At 48.7% G+C, this 19132-nt stretch carries 18 protein-coding genes and 1 pseudogene; 11 read left to right on the forward strand and 8 right to left on the reverse strand.

Going from position 1 to position 19132, the window contains the following annotated elements:
• Positions 1-44: 44 nt before the first annotated feature.
• The 8 genes from cysM to Q0V82_RS04835 all read left to right on the forward strand — a co-directional run bounded on the left by cysM (position 45) and on the right by Q0V82_RS04835 (position 7837).
• The gene (gene cysM / locus Q0V82_RS04800) at positions 45-923 is read left to right on the forward strand and encodes a cysteine synthase CysM (protein WP_297573119.1); all 879 of its coding nucleotides are present in this window, start codon (positions 45-47) and stop codon (positions 921-923) included.
• A 92-nt stretch (positions 924-1015) separates the two neighbouring features.
• Entirely contained in the window at positions 1016-1882 is an 867-nt protein-coding gene (locus Q0V82_RS04805) for a 3',5'-nucleoside bisphosphate phosphatase (RefSeq protein WP_297573120.1), read from the forward strand.
• A 49-nt stretch (positions 1883-1931) separates the two neighbouring features.
• Positions 1932-2555: an L-threonylcarbamoyladenylate synthase gene (locus tag Q0V82_RS04810; protein ID WP_297573121.1), complete on the forward strand. Its 624-nt coding sequence runs from the start codon at positions 1932-1934 to the stop codon at positions 2553-2555.
• A 15-nt stretch (positions 2556-2570) separates the two neighbouring features.
• On the forward strand, positions 2571-3215 hold the full coding sequence (locus Q0V82_RS04815) for a site-2 protease family protein (protein ID WP_297573122.1): 645 nt from the start codon (positions 2571-2573) through the stop codon (positions 3213-3215).
• A 9-nt stretch (positions 3216-3224) separates the two neighbouring features.
• On the forward strand, positions 3225-3584 hold the full coding sequence (locus Q0V82_RS04820; RefSeq protein WP_297573123.1) for a hypothetical protein: 360 nt from the start codon (positions 3225-3227) through the stop codon (positions 3582-3584).
• Positions 3581-4402, forward strand: a complete 822-nt coding sequence (locus tag Q0V82_RS04825; RefSeq protein WP_297573124.1) for a ScpA family protein — start codon at positions 3581-3583, stop codon at positions 4400-4402. The genes Q0V82_RS04820 and Q0V82_RS04825 overlap by 4 nt, the downstream gene beginning before the upstream one ends.
• Positions 4403-4580: 178 nt before the next feature.
• Positions 4581-5117 (forward strand): SMC-Scp complex subunit ScpB, encoded by a 537-nt coding sequence (gene scpB / locus Q0V82_RS04830; protein WP_297573125.1) that lies wholly within the window; start codon positions 4581-4583, stop codon positions 5115-5117.
• Between the two features lie 194 nt (positions 5118-5311).
• Positions 5312-7837, forward strand: coding sequence for an EAL domain-containing protein (locus tag Q0V82_RS04835; RefSeq protein ID WP_297573126.1), 2526 nt, complete (start codon positions 5312-5314; stop codon positions 7835-7837).
• 147 nt (positions 7838-7984) lie between these two features.
• On the opposite strand, the gene mltB is transcribed toward Q0V82_RS04835, so the two are convergent.
• Positions 7985-8998, reverse strand: coding sequence for a lytic murein transglycosylase B (mltB, locus tag Q0V82_RS04840; RefSeq protein ID WP_297573127.1), 1014 nt, complete (start codon positions 8996-8998; stop codon positions 7985-7987).
• Positions 8999-9011: 13 nt separating this feature from the next.
• Entirely contained in the window at positions 9012-10028 is a 1017-nt protein-coding gene (hrcA, locus tag Q0V82_RS04845; RefSeq protein WP_308445216.1) for a heat-inducible transcriptional repressor HrcA, read from the reverse strand.
• A gap of 95 nt (positions 10029-10123) precedes the next feature.
• Between hrcA and Q0V82_RS04850 the strand changes: the two genes are divergently transcribed.
• From Q0V82_RS04850 to Q0V82_RS04860, 3 genes are all read left to right on the forward strand, one after another.
• Positions 10124-10999: an NAD kinase gene (locus Q0V82_RS04850; protein WP_297573128.1), complete on the forward strand. Its 876-nt coding sequence runs from the start codon at positions 10124-10126 to the stop codon at positions 10997-10999.
• A 223-nt stretch (positions 11000-11222) separates the two neighbouring features.
• Positions 11223-12875, forward strand: coding sequence for a DNA repair protein RecN (gene recN, locus Q0V82_RS04855; RefSeq protein ID WP_297573129.1), 1653 nt, complete (start codon positions 11223-11225; stop codon positions 12873-12875).
• Positions 12876-13066: 191 nt separating this feature from the next.
• On the forward strand, positions 13067-14308 hold the full coding sequence (locus tag Q0V82_RS04860) for a tyrosine-protein phosphatase (RefSeq protein ID WP_297573130.1): 1242 nt from the start codon (positions 13067-13069) through the stop codon (positions 14306-14308).
• 234 nt (positions 14309-14542) lie between these two features.
• Here the strand turns inward: Q0V82_RS04860 and trpC are convergent, their stop codons facing one another.
• The 6 genes and pseudogenes from trpC to Q0V82_RS04890 all read right to left on the reverse strand — a co-directional run.
• Positions 14543-15352, reverse strand: a complete 810-nt coding sequence (gene trpC / locus Q0V82_RS04865) for an indole-3-glycerol phosphate synthase TrpC (RefSeq protein WP_297573131.1) — start codon at positions 15350-15352, stop codon at positions 14543-14545.
• Between the two features lie 57 nt (positions 15353-15409).
• Positions 15410-15976 (reverse strand): hypothetical protein, encoded by a 567-nt coding sequence (locus tag Q0V82_RS04870; RefSeq protein ID WP_297573132.1) that lies wholly within the window; start codon positions 15974-15976, stop codon positions 15410-15412.
• Positions 15976-17004 carry an anthranilate phosphoribosyltransferase gene (gene trpD / locus Q0V82_RS04875; protein WP_297573133.1) on the reverse strand — a complete coding sequence of 343 codons (1029 nt, stop codon included), beginning with the start codon at positions 17002-17004 and terminating at the stop codon, positions 15976-15978. Before trpD ends, Q0V82_RS04870 begins: the two co-directional genes overlap by 1 nt.
• Positions 17005-17181: 177 nt before the next feature.
• Positions 17182-17751, reverse strand: coding sequence for an aminodeoxychorismate/anthranilate synthase component II (locus Q0V82_RS04880; protein ID WP_297573134.1), 570 nt, complete (start codon positions 17749-17751; stop codon positions 17182-17184).
• A gap of 43 nt (positions 17752-17794) precedes the next feature.
• Positions 17795-18172 carry a GxxExxY protein gene (locus Q0V82_RS04885; protein WP_297573135.1) on the reverse strand — a complete coding sequence of 126 codons (378 nt, stop codon included), beginning with the start codon at positions 18170-18172 and terminating at the stop codon, positions 17795-17797.
• A gap of 38 nt (positions 18173-18210) precedes the next feature.
• Positions 18211-19132: pseudogene (locus Q0V82_RS04890) on the reverse strand (anthranilate synthase component I family protein); the annotation flags it as partial.

Consider the following 19132-nt stretch of genomic DNA (forward strand, 5'->3'; position numbering starts at 1 on the left):
ACTCCGTGGGCTTGCGTATAATCATGCGACCCATGGAGTGATATATGTTCAAGTATCTAGAAGATTTTGTCGGTAATACGCCGCTCGTCAAACTCAAACGTATCCCTGGCGATACGACTAACACAATTTTAGTCAAGCTTGAAGGCAATAATCCAGCCGGCTCGGTGAAAGATCGGCCGGCTTTGTCGATGATTCGCCGCGCGCAAATGCGCGGCGATATTCAAGTCGGTGATACTTTGATTGAAGCCACCAGTGGCAATACCGGTATTGCACTGGCCATGGCCGCCGCAGTAATGGGCTATCGCATGGTGTTATTGCTGCCCAAAAATTCCAGCATTGAACGAATTCAAACCATGAAAGCTTACGGTGCTGAAGTAATTTTAACCGAAGGCATGGAAGCGGCTCGAGATCAGGCATTGCAAATGGCGCAAGCGGGGCAGGGTTTGATTTTAGATCAGTTTGCCAATGCCGATAATCCACTGGCGCATTTTGAAAGCACAGGCCCAGAAATATGGCGCGATACCGCCGGCACGATTACGCATTTTGTCTCTAGCATGGGCACCACTGGCACCATTATGGGAACGCAGCGCTTTTTAAAAGCACAAAATTCGGCGGTGCAAATTATTGGGGTGCAGCCTTGTGATGGCGCGCAAATTCCGGGTATCCGCAAGTGGACGCCAGAATATGTACCGACGATTTGTCATTTTGATTTGATTGATCGCTTGATGGAAGTGAATCAAATGGAAGCCGAAGTCATGACGCGGCGCCTGGCGCGTGAAGAAGGTATTTTTGCCGGTATCTCATCGGGCGGCGCTTTGTGCGCAGCACTGGCTTTATCGCAAGAAGTCGAAAACGCCGTGATTGTGAGTATTGTTTGCGATCGTGGTGATCGATACCTGTCCACTGGGGTGTTTCCTGCGTAAGTGAAGCCCAGACTGTATTCGATCTTTGGTATAAACAGCATCCATGCTTGCCACCACTTTACTTACCGACTGTTTCAAATCAAGAGAAAACAATGACGCCAGTTGATTTACATTGCCATTCTAATATTTCAGATGGCTTACTGCCGCCCGATGAAGTGGTGCGTCGTGCGCATTCACGGGGCTGTCAATTATTTGCACTCACCGATCATGACGACATCCGTGGTTTGGCGTTGGCGCGGCAAACGGCCGATGAGTTGGGGATGCAGTTTGTTAACGGCGTAGAGATCTCCGTGAGCTGGGGTAAGCACACCTTACATGTTGTGGGTTTAGGTTTTGATGCCGATGACCCAACGCTTTTAGCTGGGCTCGCTAGTGTGCGCGCAGGCCGCGCTGAGCGCGCCGAACGCATGGCTCAGGGCTTGGAAAAACTCGGCATGACGGGTGTATTGGAAGGCTCGCAAAAGTTTGCCGACAATCCAGAAATGATTAGTCGTACCCATTTTGCCCGTTTTTTGGTTGAGTCTGGCCGCTGCAAAGACACTAAATCCGTATTTAAAAAGTATTTAGTGCGTGGTAAGCCGGGGTATGTCGAGCATGAATGGGCGCGTTTACACGATGCGATTGATTGGATTCGGGGTGCGGGCGGCGTTGCGGTGTTGGCGCATCCAGGGCGCTATGATTTAGGTAATGAAACCTTGCGCGTACTCTTGATCGAGTTTCACCGCATGGGGGGTGAGGCGATTGAAGTGGTTTCTGGTACGCACAGCATTGCCGATGCGGCGCGTTTTGGCCGTTTGGCCAATGATTTTAATTACCAATGCTCGAGTGGTACCGATTATCACGCTACGGGTGAAGGTTCAAGAGAGCCGGGTTTAAATGCCGATCTGCCTTTTGGCTGCACCCCCGTGTGGGAGCGCTGGCTAAAACAGCCTTTACAAGAGGTATCTCGCGCTAGCTAATGATTGACATAGTGTGTAGCGAGATACCCTATTAACAAGTTGGAAACTCATGTCACAGTTTTTTTCTATTCACGCTGAAAACCCGCAGCCGCGCCTGATTAAACAGGCGGTGGATATTTTACGTAAAGGCGGGATTATTATTTACCCGACCGATTCGTGTTATGCCATGGGCTGCGCTTTAGATAATAAAGAGGCGATTGAGCGGATTCGGCGCATTCGTCAGTTGGACGACAAGCATCACTTTACCTTGGCTTGTCGTGACTTGTCACAATTGGGTAATTACGCCAGAGTGGACAATCAAGCTTTTCGCTTGCTCAAAGCGGCGACGCCAGGTAGTTATACCTTTATCTTAATGGCGACTAAAGAAGTGCCGCGCCGCGTGTCGCACCCTAAAAAACTCACCATTGGTTTGCGGGTGCCAGATCATCCGGTGGCGCTGGCTTTACTCGAAGAGCTGGGTGAGCCAATGTTGTCGAGCTCTTTATTGCTACCCAATGAAGAGTACCCAATGACCGATGCGTGGGAAATTCGTGATCGCTTAGAGCATGAAGTCGATTTGGTGATTGAAGGCGGCTATTGCGGCACGGAACCGACGACGGTGATTGATCTTTCTGGCGATATGCCGACGCTGATTCGGCAAGGTAAGGGCGATGTGACGCCGTTTTCACTGTAAAGCACAAAGGTTGATATGGAACTCAATATAATTCAGACCATTGCAGTTTGGGCTTTGCCCGTGCTGTTTGCCATTACCGCCCATGAGGCGGCGCACGCGTATGCGGCCAAGCGGCTGGGCGATTCGACCGCTTTTTTGCAAGGTCGAATGACGTTTAATCCACTCAAACACATTGATCCGATTGGCACGGTGTTATTGCCTTTATTGTGCGTATTGTTGCCGGGGGGCTTTTTGTTTGGTTACGCCAAGCCCGTTCCGGTTGATTTTCATGCACTAAATAATCCCAAGCGGGATATGCGCTGGGTGGCTGCAGCGGGGCCGTTGGCCAATTTAGTGATGGCCTTTATCTGGGCTTTGTTGTTTCGTTTTGCCGCTGGCAGTTTAGAGGGCAGCTCGTTCCAATTGCCTTTGGCCTTAATGAGCCAAGCGGGGATTCAAATTAACGTGATTTTAATGGTGCTGAATTTATTGCCCATTCCGCCATTAGATGGTGGACGAATTATGATTTCGATTTTGCCGCCTAATTTGGCAAAAACGTTAATGAAAATTGAACCGTATGGTTTTTTCATCTTAATCGCTTTATTAGTCACCGGTATTTTGGGCTACATCATGATGCCATTCATGGCGATGGTGATGCGTTTAATCCAGATTGTTTTGTAGGTGCGCGTGATGCGAGGGATTGTTTTTCCTGTGGTATTGATCGTGATTGGCGCTGGCTGGCTGATGAATTCGCTTAATTTTTTCCCCAGTGTGAGCTGGATTATTATTATCGGATTAATGAGTGCCGGGATTGCCGTTTTGGCCATTGATGGCATCAATAAATCAACTGTCGTTTTAGGCCCAATGCTGATTGCCGGTGCAATCACCACGTTTTTACGCCAGCAATATCAATTACCATTCTCGATTCAATGGCCAGTATTGCTCATGCTGTGCGGCGTACTCATGCTATTGGCGCGTTCACGATGGATTGCGGCCGCTCCGCCTAAACCGTGGGGAAAACAGTCGTTACCCCCGCGTCAACCCGAATGAATGCGGCCGATTTACCGATCACGCCACGGGTATTGGCGCATGTATTTGGTGAGCCGGTGCATGCGTTTCCGCACGATTTATATATTCCCCCTGAAGCCTTGCAGGTTTTACTGACGGAATTTGAAGGTCCGCTCGATTTATTGCTGTATTTAATTCGTAAACAAAATATCGATATTCTCAATATCCCAATGTCACAAGTGACCACGCAATACATGGCGTATGTTGAGGCGATGGAGGCGTGTCATATTGAATTGGCGGCCGAGTATTTATTAATGGCCGCAATGCTGATTGAAATTAAATCCCGACTCTTGGTGCCCAAACCCAGTGTTGAAATTGATTTTGATACGGATGTTGAAGATCCGCGTGCTGAATTAATGCGGCGATTATTAGAATACGAGCAAATGAAATTAGCCGCGCAAGCCTTGGATGCGCTACCGCAAGCTGAGCGCGACTTTAGCTGGGTTTGTGTCGCGTTTGAACCGGAGCATATTGAATTATTACCCGATGTCAATCTGGTCGATTTAAAGCTCGCATGGATGGGGTTATTGGCGCGCAATCGGCAAATTCAGCATCATGTCATCGCCAGCGAACAATTGTCGGTACGCGCGCAAATGGCGCATATTTTGCGAGTCATTGCCAATGGTCGATATTATGAATTGAATGAACTCTTTGATATGCAGCAGGGCGTGCCATTATTGGTGGTGACTTTTATCGCGATCTTAGAATTAGTTAAAGAGCGTTTGATTTCAGTGACGCAATATGCGGTATTAACGCCGGTTTATGTGCAATTAATTGCGGCAAAGTCGGCCAAAGCATAAAACTGCAAAGTAAATCTCAAATCAGCTTTTGCTGCGTTATTGCATGGTAGTGCGGACTGTCGGTGGCGTTGATATTGAGCTACTCGCATATGACGTTTGAATGCATGCTGCATGCGTCTAGCAATACAATAATGGCATCACGGATCGAGCCATTATTGACTATTTAAGTGAGTTTTAAATGGATCAAATTCAAGCAATTAAAATCATTGAAACCGTGCTATTAACGAGCCAAGAAGCCTTGCGCGTGCCGCAAATTAAAAAAATATTGAATGATGAATTAAGCTCGGCGGTGATTTTGCAATGCCTGCATGAAATGACTTTAGCTTGGCAAGATCGTGGCATTCAATTGTTAGAACTCGCCAATGGCTGGCGCTTTCGTGCTAAGCCTGAAATGCAAATTTATTTAAGCCGCTTAAATCCAGAAAAGCCACCGCGCTATAGCCGTGCAGTGATGGAAACACTGGCGATTATTGCGTATAAGCAACCGATTACGCGCGGTGAAATTGAAGAGATTCGCGGGGTGGTGGTCTCTAGTCAGATTATTCAAACCTTAAAAGAGCGGGGTTGGTTAGAAGTGATCGGCCATAAAGAAGTGCCGGGGCGGCCCGAATTATTGGCGACCAATGCGGCATTTCTTGCTGATTTGGGTTTAAAGCAACTCAGTGAATTGCCTGCGGTTGCTTTTGATGCCGAAATATTACTTCGGCAAGATTAGGGTCGGGTGACGTTGGGTTTGCCAACCGCGTTTGCGCGGATTTTTTGCTGCCTGGACTAATATGACGGCAATTATTTCATGTTACTGACTAAATCCTGTTGGTAGTCTGATAACTGCGACTACATTGTGTAGACATTTCAAGTAGAAAAAGCTTATGTTGATCGTCGTGTTCTTTCAAAGATCTTTTGCTGCCGATGTCGAAATCTTACAGAAAATATTATGTATTGGCATTGACCTATCTTTTAGCGGGCTTAATCGATTACAGCTTGCTGCCAAAAGGGACTTGGTTTAGCCCATTAAATCTTCAGCTAGGTATTGCTGTGGCAGGCTTATTGCTGATGGGTTCTAAGGCGATACTCTCATGCATTCCCGGTGCAATCGCGTATGGACTGGAGCTTGATCCGACATTGTGGGTTGCCGCTAGCATGGCTCTGCTCAATTTAACGCAAGCTTTATGTGTGTTTAGTTTATTGCCGCTGTTTGTTGCCGATGGCGAATTTAAAATCAACGATAGCCATCGATTATTATTATCCGGGCCCATTTATAGCAATATCTTATTTGCGAGTATTTTATTTTCATTCGTGCAATTTGTGGCACCGCAGCCGTTGCTCATGCAAAATTGGCTAATGCTTTGGTTGGCGCAATCCTTGAGTTTATTGATTGTTATTCCGGCTATTTTTGCGGTAATGAATGATAAAGAGTTATTGACGCCAAATTGGATTATTGAATTAACCTTGTTAATTTCGGTGGTGGCCGGTGGGAGTATTTTATTGTTTCAAGGGCATAATATGTATGCCTTAGAAGCGGCGTATTTAATGTTTCCTTTATTTATTTGGTCGTCGCTTCGCTTGGGACAAATTGCCAATAGTGCCATTGCCTTAGTGATTTTGCTGTCGGTGAGTAGTCAATATATTGGCGAAACCAACTCAATTGTTCATACCGTCAGATTATTGTTTTTATTGGCGATTGCGCTGCAAACGGCGATCTTTTTAACCGCGTCGCATCGTGAAAATCAGCGCGCAATCAACGCCGCACGCTTGGCAGGAAAAATCTTTCAGCATGCCAGCGAAGGTATTTTACTCACCGACGCCAACGCTAAAATCATTGCCACCAACCCGGCTTTTGAAAAAATCACTGGGTTTCAAACGCGCGATGCGATTGGCAAGACATCACGAATTTTTGGTCGTCAGCAGGGACAGCTCAGCGTATTGCAAGCGGATCAATTGACCCGTTTGGATCAGATTGGCCACTGGGAAGGTGAGGTACAAGATTGGCGCAAGGGCGGTAATGCGTATCCGGCGTGGTTGTCGATGAGCGCAGTGCGCGATGAGTGCCATCAAATTACCAATTATGTCGCGGTTTTTTCTGATTACACCGCCCGCAAAGAAACCGAGCAAAAAATGCGCCATCTCGCTCAGCACGACGCGCTCACGGGCTTACTCAATCGCAGTGGCTTACACGAGGCGCTGGGGCAAATCTTAACGCGGGCCAGTACCAAATGCCGCGCTTTTGCTTTGTTGTTTATTGATTTGGATCGCTTTAAAACCATTAACGATACTTTGGGCCACGATGTGGGTGATGAGTTGCTCAAGGTGGTCGCGCAGCGCTTGCAAGGCAATGTCAAGCAGCACGATACGGTGGCGCGTTTGGGCGGGGATGAGTTTACGGTGCTGTTGGAAAACGTCATTCACAACGAGCAAGTTATTCAGGTTGTTGAACGGATTTTATTGGCGCTGGGCGAAGTGTATCAAGTGGGGGAGCACGAGCTTTTTGTGACCGGTTCGATCGGGATTAGCCTCTATCCGCACGACGCGGGGCATACGGCGCAATTGATGAAAAACGCCGATATTGCGATGTATCGCGCCAAAGAAATGGGCAAAAATACCTACCAGTTCTATTCGGTGGATATGAATATGGCGCATCAAATGTCGCATTTAAATTTAGAAAATGCACTGCGTTTTGCGCTAGAACGCCAGCAATTGCAATTATGGTATCAACCACAGTTTGATTTGAAGACGGGGCAATTGGCTGGGTTGGAGTGTTTAATTCGCTGGCAGCACCCGCAATTGGGCTTGATTTCACCGATTGAATTCATTCCTGTTGCCGAAGAAAATGGTTTGATTGTGCCGATTGGCGATTGGGTACTCAATGAAGCCTGTCGATGCGTACGGCATTGGCGGCAACAAGGGTTTGCCGTGCCCCGTATTGCAGTGAACTTGTCGGTGCGGCAATTTAAGCCCGATCTGTTACTCAATCAAGTGACCAAAGCGCTGAAAAATAGCGGCTTACCGGCAGACGTATTGGAGCTAGAAGTGACGGAGAGCTTGATTATGACGCGGATTAATGAGGCGGTTGCCATTTTGCAGCAGCTCAAACAATTGGGCGTAAAAGTGGCGATTGATGATTTTGGTACCGGCTATTCATCGTTATCACAACTTAAAAACCTACCACTGGATACTTTAAAAATCGACCGCTCGTTTATTGAAGGCATTCCTGAGTATGCCGACGATGTGGTGATTGCGGAAACTATTGTGATTTTGTCCAAAAAACTAGGCTTGAGTGTCGTTGCCGAAGGGGTGGAAACGCAAGCGCAAATGCAGATTTTGCGTGATATGGGCTGTGCATGTGCCCAAGGGTTTTTCTACAGCAAGCCCTTATCAGCGCCAGATATGGAAAAAATGCTGATCAGTATGACCCAGCAAGTGAGCGAGGTATATTAATCTAGGGCTTATATAGCTTTGCTTAGAGGGCAATACAGGTGTAGCGCTTGCTTAAAGCGCTACTTGCCAGTTTGCTGTTGGTGCGAGACTGGCTTGGCTCATGCACGCAGCGAGTAAGAGCCAAGCTAGGGCGCAAAAACGAAAGACTTATTTTTTTGCCGCTGGTTTGGCTGGCTCATCGCCACGCAGATACGCCGCTTTAATTTCATCGGCAAGCTGTAAGACTGCCGTGGCGTACAAGGTGCTCTTGTTGTAGCGGGTAATGACGTAAAAATTATTAAAGCCTAAAAAGTGCTGGGTGAAACCCGGCTCTGTTTCTAGCGCGTATAACACCGCCGGTTGCTGGGTGTTGATTTCGGCAATCGGTGCCACGCCTTTGGCGATTAATTCATCGACAGTGAAATGAATGTTAAATTTATCGGCCAATAATTGGCTTGGATCTTGATTCATATTGACTGCGGTAAAGGTGTCGCCTTGATCCACCCAACCGTGTTGATTTAGATAGTTGGCGACTGAGGCCAGCGCGTCGCCAGGATTATTCCAAATATCGTGGCGGCCATCGCCATCCCAATCTTGCGCGTATTTTCTAAAAGACGACGGCATAAATTGCGGCCAGCCCATTGCACCGGCATAACTGCCTTTAAATGAGGCGGCGTCTTGTTTTTCTTCTTGCGCTAATAAGAAAAACTCAGTGAGCTCTTTTTGAAAGTACGCAGCACGGCGCGGATAATTAAACGCGATGGTGCTTAAAGCATCAACAATCCGAAACGAGCCGGTATAAGTGCCGTAATTGGTTTCTGCGCCCAAGATCGCCAACATCACTTCGGGCGCTACTTTATATTGCTTGGCAATGGCATCAATTAAATCGGCATGTTTGCGCCAAAACTTGGCACCATTATTGATGCGGGTTTTGTTGACAAAATTGGCCTGAAACTCATGCCAAGGTCGGCTGGTTGAAGGGCGATCCAAAATCGTAATGATATTGCTTTTGGTTTGCGCGTCTTGCAATACCGTCGTCAGGTATTCTTCGCTAAAGCCATGCGTGGCGGCGGTTTGGCGAATGTAGTCTTGCACTGCTGGACGGCTAATTAATTCATCGTCCGCAACAGAAGGGGCCGATACCGCGAGCGTTGCCAAAATGGCTAGGGTGATTTTTTTCATGAATAAGATCAATTTAATGAGACAGCGCGCTAGAGAGTAGCTGCGCTGTAATGTTAACAATGGGAATCACGCGATCATACGCCATTCGAGTCGGGCCAATCACGCCTAAAGTGCCAACGATTTCGCCATCCACGCGATACGGTGCGGCGATGACCGAGCATTCATCCAGTGGCGCGATGCCCGATTCATGGCCGATATAAATTTGGATGCCTTGGGCGCTTTGCCCCAGTTGCATGAGTTTGAGTAGGGTGCTTTTTTGTTCAAAAAGTTCAAACAACTGCCGCATTTGCCGCATATTGCCGGTAAAATCATTCAGCCCGAGTAATTGATGCTCGCCAGCAATAATCATCTGGTCATTGCCTAAATCTTGCCCCATTTGCATGGCGGCATTCATCAGCTCGAGTAATTCACGTTTTACTTGGCCTAAATCTTGTTGCAATACTTGCATTAAATGGCCAATGGTTTTGCCAGCGCAATGGCGATTTAAAAAATGCGCGGCGTCATTGAGCTCATTCACGCCTAGAGCCCGCTCAGTCTGCACAATGCGATTTTGTACCTCACCGTCTTGCGTCACCAAAATCAGCAATACGCGTTTATCCGACAGTGGCAAAAATTCAATTTGTTTGAGCAGCACTTCGCTACGGCGAGGGGGCGTCACCACACCAGCAAAATGCGTCAGCTGGGATAAGAGCTGCGAAGCCGCAGTAATGCTGTGTTGTGGATGATCGTTGGGCAATTCAGTGCTGAGTAACTCGGGTAAAGCGGTGTTGGCGCTATGGCTTTGCGTGGTCAGCAAGCTATCAACAAACAGCCGGTAGCCTTGCGCGGTGGGAATGCGGCCGGCAGAGGTGTGTGGGCTGGTAATGAGACCGAGGTTTTCGAGGTCGGCCATCACATTGCGTATTGTGGCCGAGCTGACATCAAGGCCAGAATAGTGCGACAACGCTTTTGAGCCGACAGGATGTCCATCGGCGATATAGCGTTCAACCAGGGTCTTGAGCAGGCGGTGAGATCGATCATTGAGCATCATAGCGCTGGATTTTAACCTGTCTGGCGTGTTATTAATGCGTTATGTGATTTTTTTCACGAACAAAACCCAAACTTATTGGTGTAAAACCACACGTCATGCATAGCTTATTTAAAACCATCGCCCTTGTTGGCCGCTTAAATACCCCCGCGCTTGGGGATCCGATTGCTCGTTTGGCCGCCATGTTAGAAGGCGGCGGCATTAAAGTCTTAGTCGAGCAAGACATCGCCCAAGAGCATGGCATTACTGAATACCAAAAAGTATCACGCGATCACATCGGCAAATTGGCCGATTTGGTTGTGGTGTTAGGCGGGGACGGTACCATGCTGTCGGTGGCGCGTTTATTGGCCCCCTATCGCATACCCTTGGTCGGTATTAATCAAGGCCGCTTAGGCTTTATGACTGACATTCCATTGCATGAGATGGAAATCACGATCAGCAATATGATCGCCGGGCAGTTTGTTCCCGAAGAGCGCATTTTGCTAGAAACGACGATTTTGCGCGATGGTCAGCCCATTAGCACCTCTTTGGCGTTTAATGATGTGGTGTTTAGCCGTGGCTCGATTGGCTCGATGATTGAGTTTGAGATTTTTGTCGACAATCAATTTGTCTACAGCCAACGCTCCGACGGTTTGGTGGTGTCCACCCCAACGGGTTCTACCGCCTATGCACTGGCCTCCGGTGGGCCGATTTTACATCCCTCACTACCCGCCATTACCTTGGTGCCGATTTGCCCGCAATCTTTATCTAATCGCCCGATTGTGGTGTCAGATAATGCCCAAGTGGCGTTTTTATTGACGCGCGGGCAGGGCGCTCGCGTGCATTTTGATAATCAATCGGATTTCGAGCTGCATGAAATGGATCGCGTCATGATTCGTCGCTATACCAATTCACTGCGTATTTTGCATCCGCATGGTTATAGCTATTACGATATGCTGCGCGCCAAATTGCGCTGGGGCGAAAAGCTACTGTAAGGCTTTGCTTTGCATCGTCTTGCTGAGTTTGCCACGCGGCTTACGTATTTTCGCGCTAAAATGGCGTCAAGCGCTAACAGTTCAATATCCGTCCTCACGATCCGTGTACTACTTTGGCGGATTTTCGTGCGCTAGCGATGAATTTTAACGCCCAGCGCTCGCCATTTTTATAGAACGAATGTACACTTTGATCTTGTTCTGAGCTTTTAACTTAGGTGAGACCATGCTGGCTGCGCTGCATTTACGTGATTTTGTCATTGTTCGTGAACTGGATTTAGACTTTCAAGCGGGCTTAACCGTACTCACCGGTGAAACCGGTGCCGGCAAATCCATTTTGATTGATGCGCTGGGTTTATTACTTGGTGATCGCTCGGATGCTGGCGTTGTGCGCCACGGTGCTGAGCGCGCAGAATTGTCGGCTGAGTTTATGTGTGAAGCCTTAAGCGGCGTCACTGCTTGGTTGCTTGAGCAAGGCTTAAGCGAAGATTGCGCGCCGCTGATTATTCGCCGCGTGATTGACGCCAATGGCAAATCCAGATCATTTATCAATGGCAGCCCCGTTACACTGAGCCAGCTTAAAGGCGTCGGTGAATTCTTGGTCGACATCCACGGCCAACACGCCCACCAATCTTTATTACGCCACGACGCGCAGCGTGATTTGCTCGATGCTTACGCTGGCACCACCCAAGTCGCACGTGACACCGCTAAAAAATATCAAATTTGGCATACGCTAGCGCAGCAACTTAACGATGCCGAACAAAATGCCGAGCGCTTTGAAACCGAGCGCGAGCGCTTACAATGGCAGATTGATGAAGTCGCAGCGCTGAATATGCAAGAGGGTGAATGGCCTGAGTTACAGCTCGATCACAAGCGTTTGCATCATGCCGCAGGCTTAATCGATGGCGTGCAAGAAGGGCTGATTGCATTGAGCGACGGAGATGACAATTGCCAAAGCTGGCTCGCCACGGCAGCGCACCGCCTAAGCCAATTGGCTGATTTTGATCCTTCAATTAATGAAACCTTAGAATTAATTGCCGGTGCCGAGGCGCAATTGGCCGAGTCGGTGAACGCGTTGCGCTTATATGCCGATCGACTAGAGCTCGATCCTGAGCGCTTAAGCGAAGTTGAAAGCCGCCTCGATGCAATTTATAAAATGGGCCGTAAATATCGCATCGACCCATCGCAACTGTTGCCGCAATTACAAGAATGGCAAGCGCGTTTGGCCGAATTGGGCGGTGCCGAAGGTTTAGACGCACTGCGAAAACAAGTGTTAGCGGCAGAAAGCGGCTATCGCAAATTGGCTACGTCTTTAAGTAAATCTCGCGCCAGCGCCGCCAAAAAACTCTCGGAACTCGTGACCGAACAAATGCAAGTGCTCGCCTTGTCGGGTAGCCGCTGTGAAGTGGTTTTGCAGCCTTTAACGCATCCTGCTGCTTACGGCTTGGAGCAAGTTGAATTACAAGTAGCCAATCACCCAGCTTCGCCACTGCGCGCCATGGCCAAAGTCGCATCGGGTGGCGAGTTATCGCGCATTAGCTTGGCCTTGCAGGTGGTGACCAGCCAAGTGGCGAATGTGCCGACGCTGATTTTTGACGAGGTGGACGTTGGCATTGGCGGCCGGGTGGCTGAGATTGTCGGTCGATTATTGTCTGAATTAGGCCAGTCGCGGCAAGTGTTGTGTATTACGCATCTGCCGCAAGTCGCCGCCTGCGGCGTGCAACATTTACAAGTGGCCAAGCAGCAGGGCAAAGAGGGCGTCGTAAGTTCGATTGAATTATTAAGCCACGAGGCCAGAATCGAAGAAATAGCGCGCATGCTCGGTGGTTTAGACATTACCGAAACCACGCGCCAGCATGCTGCGGAAATGTTGGCCTAGGGATTTTGCCGCGCTGCGTTGTCCGCCGTGTTTTGCGCGGTTTGCCGGAGACTAGGCACGACGCACCGCGTTGTCAATTCACGCCAGATTTTGGTCTGCAGCATCCCGTCGAATATCAAAGAACGAAGGTATTGCTTTCTACGATACATCAATAATGGATTGCAATCGTATACCCCACGAAGGATTTAGATTTGAGTCAAACCGATTTAGATTTTATGCAGGCGGCCTTGCAAGAAGCCGAGCTGGCGTTAGCTTTAGGCGAGGTGCCCGTCGGCGCGGTCGTGGTTTATCGCGGGGAGATCATCGGCCGTGGGCATAATCAGCCCATTCATCGTCACGACCCGAGTGCGCACGCCGAAATGCTGGCGATTCGGCAAGCTGCGCAGCATCTGGGCAACTACCGCTTACCCGAGTGCGAGCTATTTATTACGCTTGAGCCGTGTTTAATGTGTAGTGGCGTTATTTTGCAATCGCGTATTGCGCGCGTGGTGTATGCACTCGCCGAGCCCAAAACCGGCGCGGCGGGCAGTGTGTGCAATCCCTATTTAGAGTCCCGACTAAATCAGCACACCCAAATTGAACAAGGCGCAGGTGGTGAAGCGGCAAAGCAGCTATTGCAAAATTTCTTTAGCCAAAAACGGCTTATCCCAGCACCTAAAAAAGCATTAGACATCGCCGGTCTGGCTAATTTTCGTGATCTGGGTGGTATGAAAACCAGCGATGGGCGGGTGGTTCGATCTGCTCGCTTGTTTCGATCGGACCAGCTGATTGGGCTGCAAGATCAAGCGGCATTTGCCGCGCTGCATATTCAAACCATCTGGGATTTTCGCTCTGCCGCTGAAGTGGCGCGTTATCCCGATCCACAATGGCCGCAAATTACCGTCTTAACCGGCGACGTGTTAGCCGAATCTTTACAACAATCGACCCTGCATTTAGATGCCTTATTGGCCGACCCTAAGCAATTGGATTTGCATTTAGGTCGCGGGCAAGCTGCGGTATTGATGGCCGGCCTATATCGCGATATGGTCAGTAATGCACACGCTCAACAAGTCATGACGCAGTGGTTGGTGTCTCTTTGCGATGAACAGCAATATCCGGTGTTGTTTCATTGCACCGCTGGCAAAGATCGCACTGGTTGGGCTGCGGTTTTATTGTTGACGATTTTAGGCGTGCCGCACGAGCGGATTTTGCGCGACTATTTGGCGAGTAATGCCAATGTGTTGCTCAAATACCAGCCTATGATTGCGGGCTGCGTCGCCAATGGCGCTGATGTGGCCATTTTGAACGCAATTTTTGGGGTAGAAGCGACTTATCTAAAGGCCGCTCTGCATGAAGTCAAAAAAATAACCGGCACGCTACCGCGCTATATTGAGCATGTCTTGGGCATCAATCAGCAGCAGCAAGCCGCAATACGCTCACATCTACTCGATTAGCTTGCTTGCGAAAAACGGGATCAATTTTTGCGGAATAAAATTGTTTTTCTGGCTGAATTTTATTGTTGCCGCGTCAAATCGATGGCCCTGTGAGGCCGAAACAGAGAAATAAAAAGTGCGTAAGAAGTCAGCGAAGAGCGTCGATCCACTCGGTTTGGCGACTAGATTGGAGGCTTCAATAGGTATATTGCTCTAAGGTTTATTGATAAAGCCTTAGAGCAGCATACTGCTTAGTTATTGATAAATCGGATTAAATAAATCACTTAAGCCTTGCCCTGGTGAGGCTTGGCGCATAAAGGCTTCGCCGACCAAATAAGTATGTACCGCATGATCATGCATCAATTGCACATCACCGGGCGCATGAATGCCACTTTCACAGACGGCGATTCGGTTGCCGCCAGCGTCAATAATCCGTGGCAATAAGTCGATCGTTGTTTGTAGGCTGACTTCAAACGTACGCAAATTGCGGTTATTCACGCCGACTAATGGTGTGCTTAATTGCAACGCGGCATCAAGCTCCTTGCCGTTATGCACCTCGACCAAGACCGCCATGCCTAGGCTATGCGCTAGCGCTTCAAAATCGCGCATTTGCGCTAAATCGAGCTCGGCGGCAATCAATAAAATACAATCGGCACCCCAAGCGCGCGCTTCAAAAAACTGATACTCGTCGACCATAAAGTCTTTACGCAGCGCTGGTAAAGCGCAGGCCGCGCGCGCGGCTTTAAGGTAATCAGCGTGACCTTGAAAATATTGCACATCGGTCAGTACCGACAAACACGCCGCACCATGGGCCGCGTAATCGGCGGCAATCTCTGCCGGCACAAACGGATCGCGCATCACGCCTTTGCTTGGGCTGGCCTTTTTGATCTCCGCAATCACCCCCGCTTTGCCTGCCGCGTGTTTGGCACGAATCGCCGCAACAAAATCACGATGGTCTTGATTGGCTTCAGCCTGCGCGCGGATTTCGGCGAGCGGAAGGTGTTTTTTAGCCGCAGCGACTTCTTCAAACTTCGTCGCCCAGATTTTTTTTAGGATGTCGGACATGGCTTCACTCGTAGGGCGGGTTAGCCACAGGCGTAACCCGCCAATATTGTATAAATATTAAATTTTTGGAATTAAGTACATACTTGCTTTTGCAATTGCTTCCATTTGCTCACGTACATCTTTTAAGGGGAAGTCATTTTCACTAGTTGATAAAGAGCTATTTGCTACGTAGCGCATGATTTTATTTTGAATTTCAATGGCTTCTTGGAGTTCTTTTAAAAGTTCGTCATGGTTTTCGCATGACGTTGTTCCGTATTTTATTGTTGTGTGTAGCGATTTTAGTATGAGTGTATTTTTGTTGATTATTTCTTGATTGGTTAATTTCCTCTCCGAAAAGGGTATTGACTGACTTATCCACTCTCTTAGAACTCTTTGTTTTTGATTTCTAACACAGAGCTCAATCGTAAATATTTCCCATTCAGAAATAACATTGATTATACGGCTATGTAGATCTAAAGAGCGGTTTGCAACTAATTGTTCTTTCCATGTCTTTAGAGCCTGAAAGGCGGCAATCATTGTTCCAAGCGTAGCTAAAGCGATGAAGTACTCCATTAAATCTTTAAACGTAATGTTGCTGTCTAGGTTGGCAGTGCATTCCATTAAATCTATGAACGCAATGTCCATTATTTAGCAAAGCCTTGAGTAAATTGAATCAAAGCATTCAACTTCGCTTTCGCCGCGCCACTGGCAATCACTTCATGCGCTGCGTTAATGCCGTCTTCGAGGGTGACGGCTAAGTTGGCGGCGTAGATGGCTGCACCAGCGTTCAGTAAAACGATGTCGCGGCAAGGACCAGTTCCACCGTTAAGGACGCTTTCGATGATCGCTTTGGACTCAGTGGCATTGCTGGCGTGCAATGTTTTGATGTCAGCGAGTTCAAATCCCAGCTGGCGTGGGTCAAATTCGTATTCGGTGATTTGTCCGTCTTTGAGTTCGGCAATCATCGTTGGGCCGCTGATTGAGATTTCATCCATGCCGTCTTTGCCATGGACAATGAGTATGTGCTTGGCGCCCAGCTTTTGTAATACCCGCACTTGAATACCGACTAAGTCTGGGTGAAATACACCCATCACTTGATTGTCAGCACCCGCAGGATTTGTGAGCGGGCCAAGGATATTAAAAATCGTCCGTACCCCAAGCTCTTTGCGCACTGGCGCGACGTATTTCATTGCGCTGTGATGGTTGGGGGCAAACATAAAGCCCAAACCGACTTCGTCGATGCACTGGCCGACTTGTTCGGCAGTCAGATTGAGGTTCACGCCAAAGCTTTCAAGCACATCGGCCGAGCCAGAGCTCGATGACACCGATCTGCCGCCGTGTTTAGCGACTTTGGCGCCTGCTGCCGCAGCAACAAAAGCGGCGCAGGTGGAAATATTAAAAGTGTGCGCGCCATCACCGCCGGTACCGCAGGTGTCAACGAGGTGGCGTTGATCTTGCACTACCACTTTGGTCGAAAATTCGCGCATCACGGTGGCCGCAGCGGCGATTTCAGAGACGGTTTCAACCTTGGTACGCAGACCAATCAAGAGCGCAGCGATTTGCGCGTGCGTTAATTCGCCCGACATAATTTGCCGCATTAAATACAGCATTTCATCGTAAAACAATTCGTTATTGTCGATCAGGCGATTGAGTGCGGCTTGTACGGTAATCATGGTGTTTCCACAGAAAACCTGACGCAGAGACGCAAAGGCGCAGAGAAATTCAAATCTTAAATAACATCGTTAGTGAAGTTGATGGCGATGAAAAACCATTCCAATGAGGCTAAATATCGACTGACTAACGACTAATGATTGATCTCTGTGCCTCTGCGTCTCTGCGTTGAAGGCTTGTTAAGAAAATTCGCGTAAGAAATTAGCCAGCATTTGATGGCCATGCTCGGTCAAAATCGATTCGGGGTGAAATTGCACGCCTTCGATGGCTAGCGTTTTATGGCGAACCCCCATGATTTCGCCGTCGGTGGTCCATGCCGTGACTTCAAGGCAGTCGGGGAGTGTATCGCGCTCAATGGCCAATGAGTGATAGCGCGTTACCGTAACCGGTGACGGTATGTCTTTGAACATCCCGATATCATTATGGATAACGGGTGATACCTTGCCATGCATCAGTGTTTTGGCGTGCAAAACCACACCGCCAAAAGCTTCGCCTATCGCTTGATGCCCCAAGCAAACCCCCATAATTGGCAGCTTGCCAGCAAAGTGCTTAATCGCCGCCACCGAAATACCCGCCTCGCTGGGTGAGCAAGGGCCGGGTGAAATCACCAGATATTTTGGCGCTAAAGCTTCGATTTGTTCGATGCTGATTTCATCATTGCGATGCACTTGGACGTCTTGGCCGAGCTCACCAAAATATTGCACCAAGTTGTAAGTAAAACTGTCGTAGTTGTCGATCATCAGTAACATAGTAAAACCCTTTCAACGCAGAGACACAGAGACGCAGAGAAAATCAAAGATGATTAACAATTCTATGCGTGCCTTCTATCAATCGTGCGCTGTTGAAATTAATGAGTAGCCCTAATGGTTTTTGAGCTAAACGTAAATAACTTAATAATTGTGCTTTGTGTACCGGTAGAATAATTTCTACCGCTTTTATTTCGACAATTAGCTTGTTTTCAATCAGTAAATCAATACGAAATGAAGTGGCTAGATTTTTTCCTTTGTAATGCAAAGGCAGTGCTAATTGGCTTTGTGTGTTTAGCTTTCGCAAGCTTAATTCATGCAACATTGCGGATTCATAAACAGCTTCAAGAAGTCCTGGACCTAAATGCCGATGCACTTCAATAGCGGCCCCAATCACTTGCTCGCTGAGCTCATTGTATTGCATCGCTTATTCTCCGTGCCTCTGCGTCTCTGCGTCGGGTGTTAAGCGTCCAACCCCTGTTCGGCTAATTCAGCAGCGCGTAGTACTGCGCGGGCTTTGTTGAGCGTTTCTTGCCATTCGCTTTGCGGTACAGAGTCGGCCACAATGCCGGCGCCGGCTTGCATATACAGCGTTTGGTTTTTAACCACTGCGGTGCGCAGCGCAATGGCGACATCCATATCGCCGTTAAAGCCCAGATAACCCACTGCGCCGGAATAAACACCGCGCTTAGTCGGTTCCAACTCATCAATGATTTCCATGGCCCGCACTTTGGGCGCACCAGATACCGTGCCCGCTGGGAAGGTGGCTTTAAGTACGTCAATCGCGCTGAGTTTGGGTTTGAGCTTGGCTTCGACGCTCGACACAATGTGCATCACGTGGGAGTAGCGCTCAACAATCATTTTGTCGACGAGTTTGACCGAGCCAGTTTGTGCCACGCGACCGGCGTCGTTGCGGCCCAAATCAATCAGCATCACGTGTTCGGCGATTTCTTTTTCGTCAGCGAGTAGCTCTTGCTCGAGCGCGAGATCTTCTGCGCGATCTTTGCCCCGGGTGCGCGTACCGGCAATGGGGCGCACAGTCACGGTGTCGTCTTCAAGTCGCACCAAAATTTCTGGCGACGCGCCAACAATTTGCATATCGCCAAAATCGTAATAAAACATATACGGCGATGGGTTAATACTGCGCAAAGAGCGATATAAGGACATCGCCGAGGCGTGCATCGGCGCACTCATGCGTTGCGCCAGCACCACCTGCATCACATCGCCCTCTTTGATGTAATCTTTGGCTTTGAGTACGGCCGCTTTAAACGGCGCTTCGCCAAATTCAGACACCGGCACACCCACATTGCCAGTCGGTTAAGAGAGCGCCATATTGGCCGGCTCACGTAATTTCATTCGTAATTGATGAATGCGTGCGCTGGCG

This window comes from uncultured Deefgea sp. (assembly GCF_947072475.1).
GTDB lineage: Bacteria > Pseudomonadota > Gammaproteobacteria > Burkholderiales > Chitinibacteraceae > Deefgea.

Bases quoted from the DNA above. Each gene is read 5' to 3' on its own strand.
- cysM (WP_297573119.1), top strand. From the start codon at position 45: ATGTTCAAGTATCTAGAAGATTTTGTCGGTAATACGCCGCTCGTCAAA.
- Q0V82_RS04805 (WP_297573120.1), top strand. From the start codon at position 1,016: ATGACGCCAGTTGATTTACATTGCCATTCTAATATTTCAGATGGCTTA.
- Q0V82_RS04810 (WP_297573121.1), top strand. From the start codon at position 1,932: ATGTCACAGTTTTTTTCTATTCACGCTGAAAACCCGCAGCCGCGCCTG.
- Q0V82_RS04815 (WP_297573122.1), top strand. From the start codon at position 2,571: ATGGAACTCAATATAATTCAGACCATTGCAGTTTGGGCTTTGCCCGTG.
- Q0V82_RS04820 (WP_297573123.1), top strand. From the start codon at position 3,225: ATGCGAGGGATTGTTTTTCCTGTGGTATTGATCGTGATTGGCGCTGGC.
- Q0V82_RS04825 (WP_297573124.1), top strand. From the start codon at position 3,581: ATGAATGCGGCCGATTTACCGATCACGCCACGGGTATTGGCGCATGTA.
- scpB (WP_297573125.1), top strand. From the start codon at position 4,581: ATGGATCAAATTCAAGCAATTAAAATCATTGAAACCGTGCTATTAACG.
- Q0V82_RS04835 (WP_297573126.1), top strand. From the start codon at position 5,312: ATGTCGAAATCTTACAGAAAATATTATGTATTGGCATTGACCTATCTT.
- mltB (WP_297573127.1), bottom strand. From the start codon at position 8,998: ATGAAAAAAATCACCCTAGCCATTTTGGCAACGCTCGCGGTATCGGCC.
- hrcA (WP_308445216.1), bottom strand. From the start codon at position 10,028: ATGATGCTCAATGATCGATCTCACCGCCTGCTCAAGACCCTGGTTGAA.
- Q0V82_RS04850 (WP_297573128.1), top strand. From the start codon at position 10,124: ATGCATAGCTTATTTAAAACCATCGCCCTTGTTGGCCGCTTAAATACC.
- recN (WP_297573129.1), top strand. From the start codon at position 11,223: ATGCTGGCTGCGCTGCATTTACGTGATTTTGTCATTGTTCGTGAACTG.
- trpC (WP_297573131.1), bottom strand. From the start codon at position 15,352: ATGTCCGACATCCTAAAAAAAATCTGGGCGACGAAGTTTGAAGAAGTC.
- Q0V82_RS04870 (WP_297573132.1), bottom strand. From the start codon at position 15,976: ATGGACATTGCGTTCATAGATTTAATGGAATGCACTGCCAACCTAGAC.
- trpD (WP_297573133.1), bottom strand. From the start codon at position 17,004: ATGATTACCGTACAAGCCGCACTCAATCGCCTGATCGACAATAACGAA.
- Q0V82_RS04880 (WP_297573134.1), bottom strand. From the start codon at position 17,751: ATGTTACTGATGATCGACAACTACGACAGTTTTACTTACAACTTGGTG.
- Q0V82_RS04885 (WP_297573135.1), bottom strand. From the start codon at position 18,172: ATGCAATACAATGAGCTCAGCGAGCAAGTGATTGGGGCCGCTATTGAA.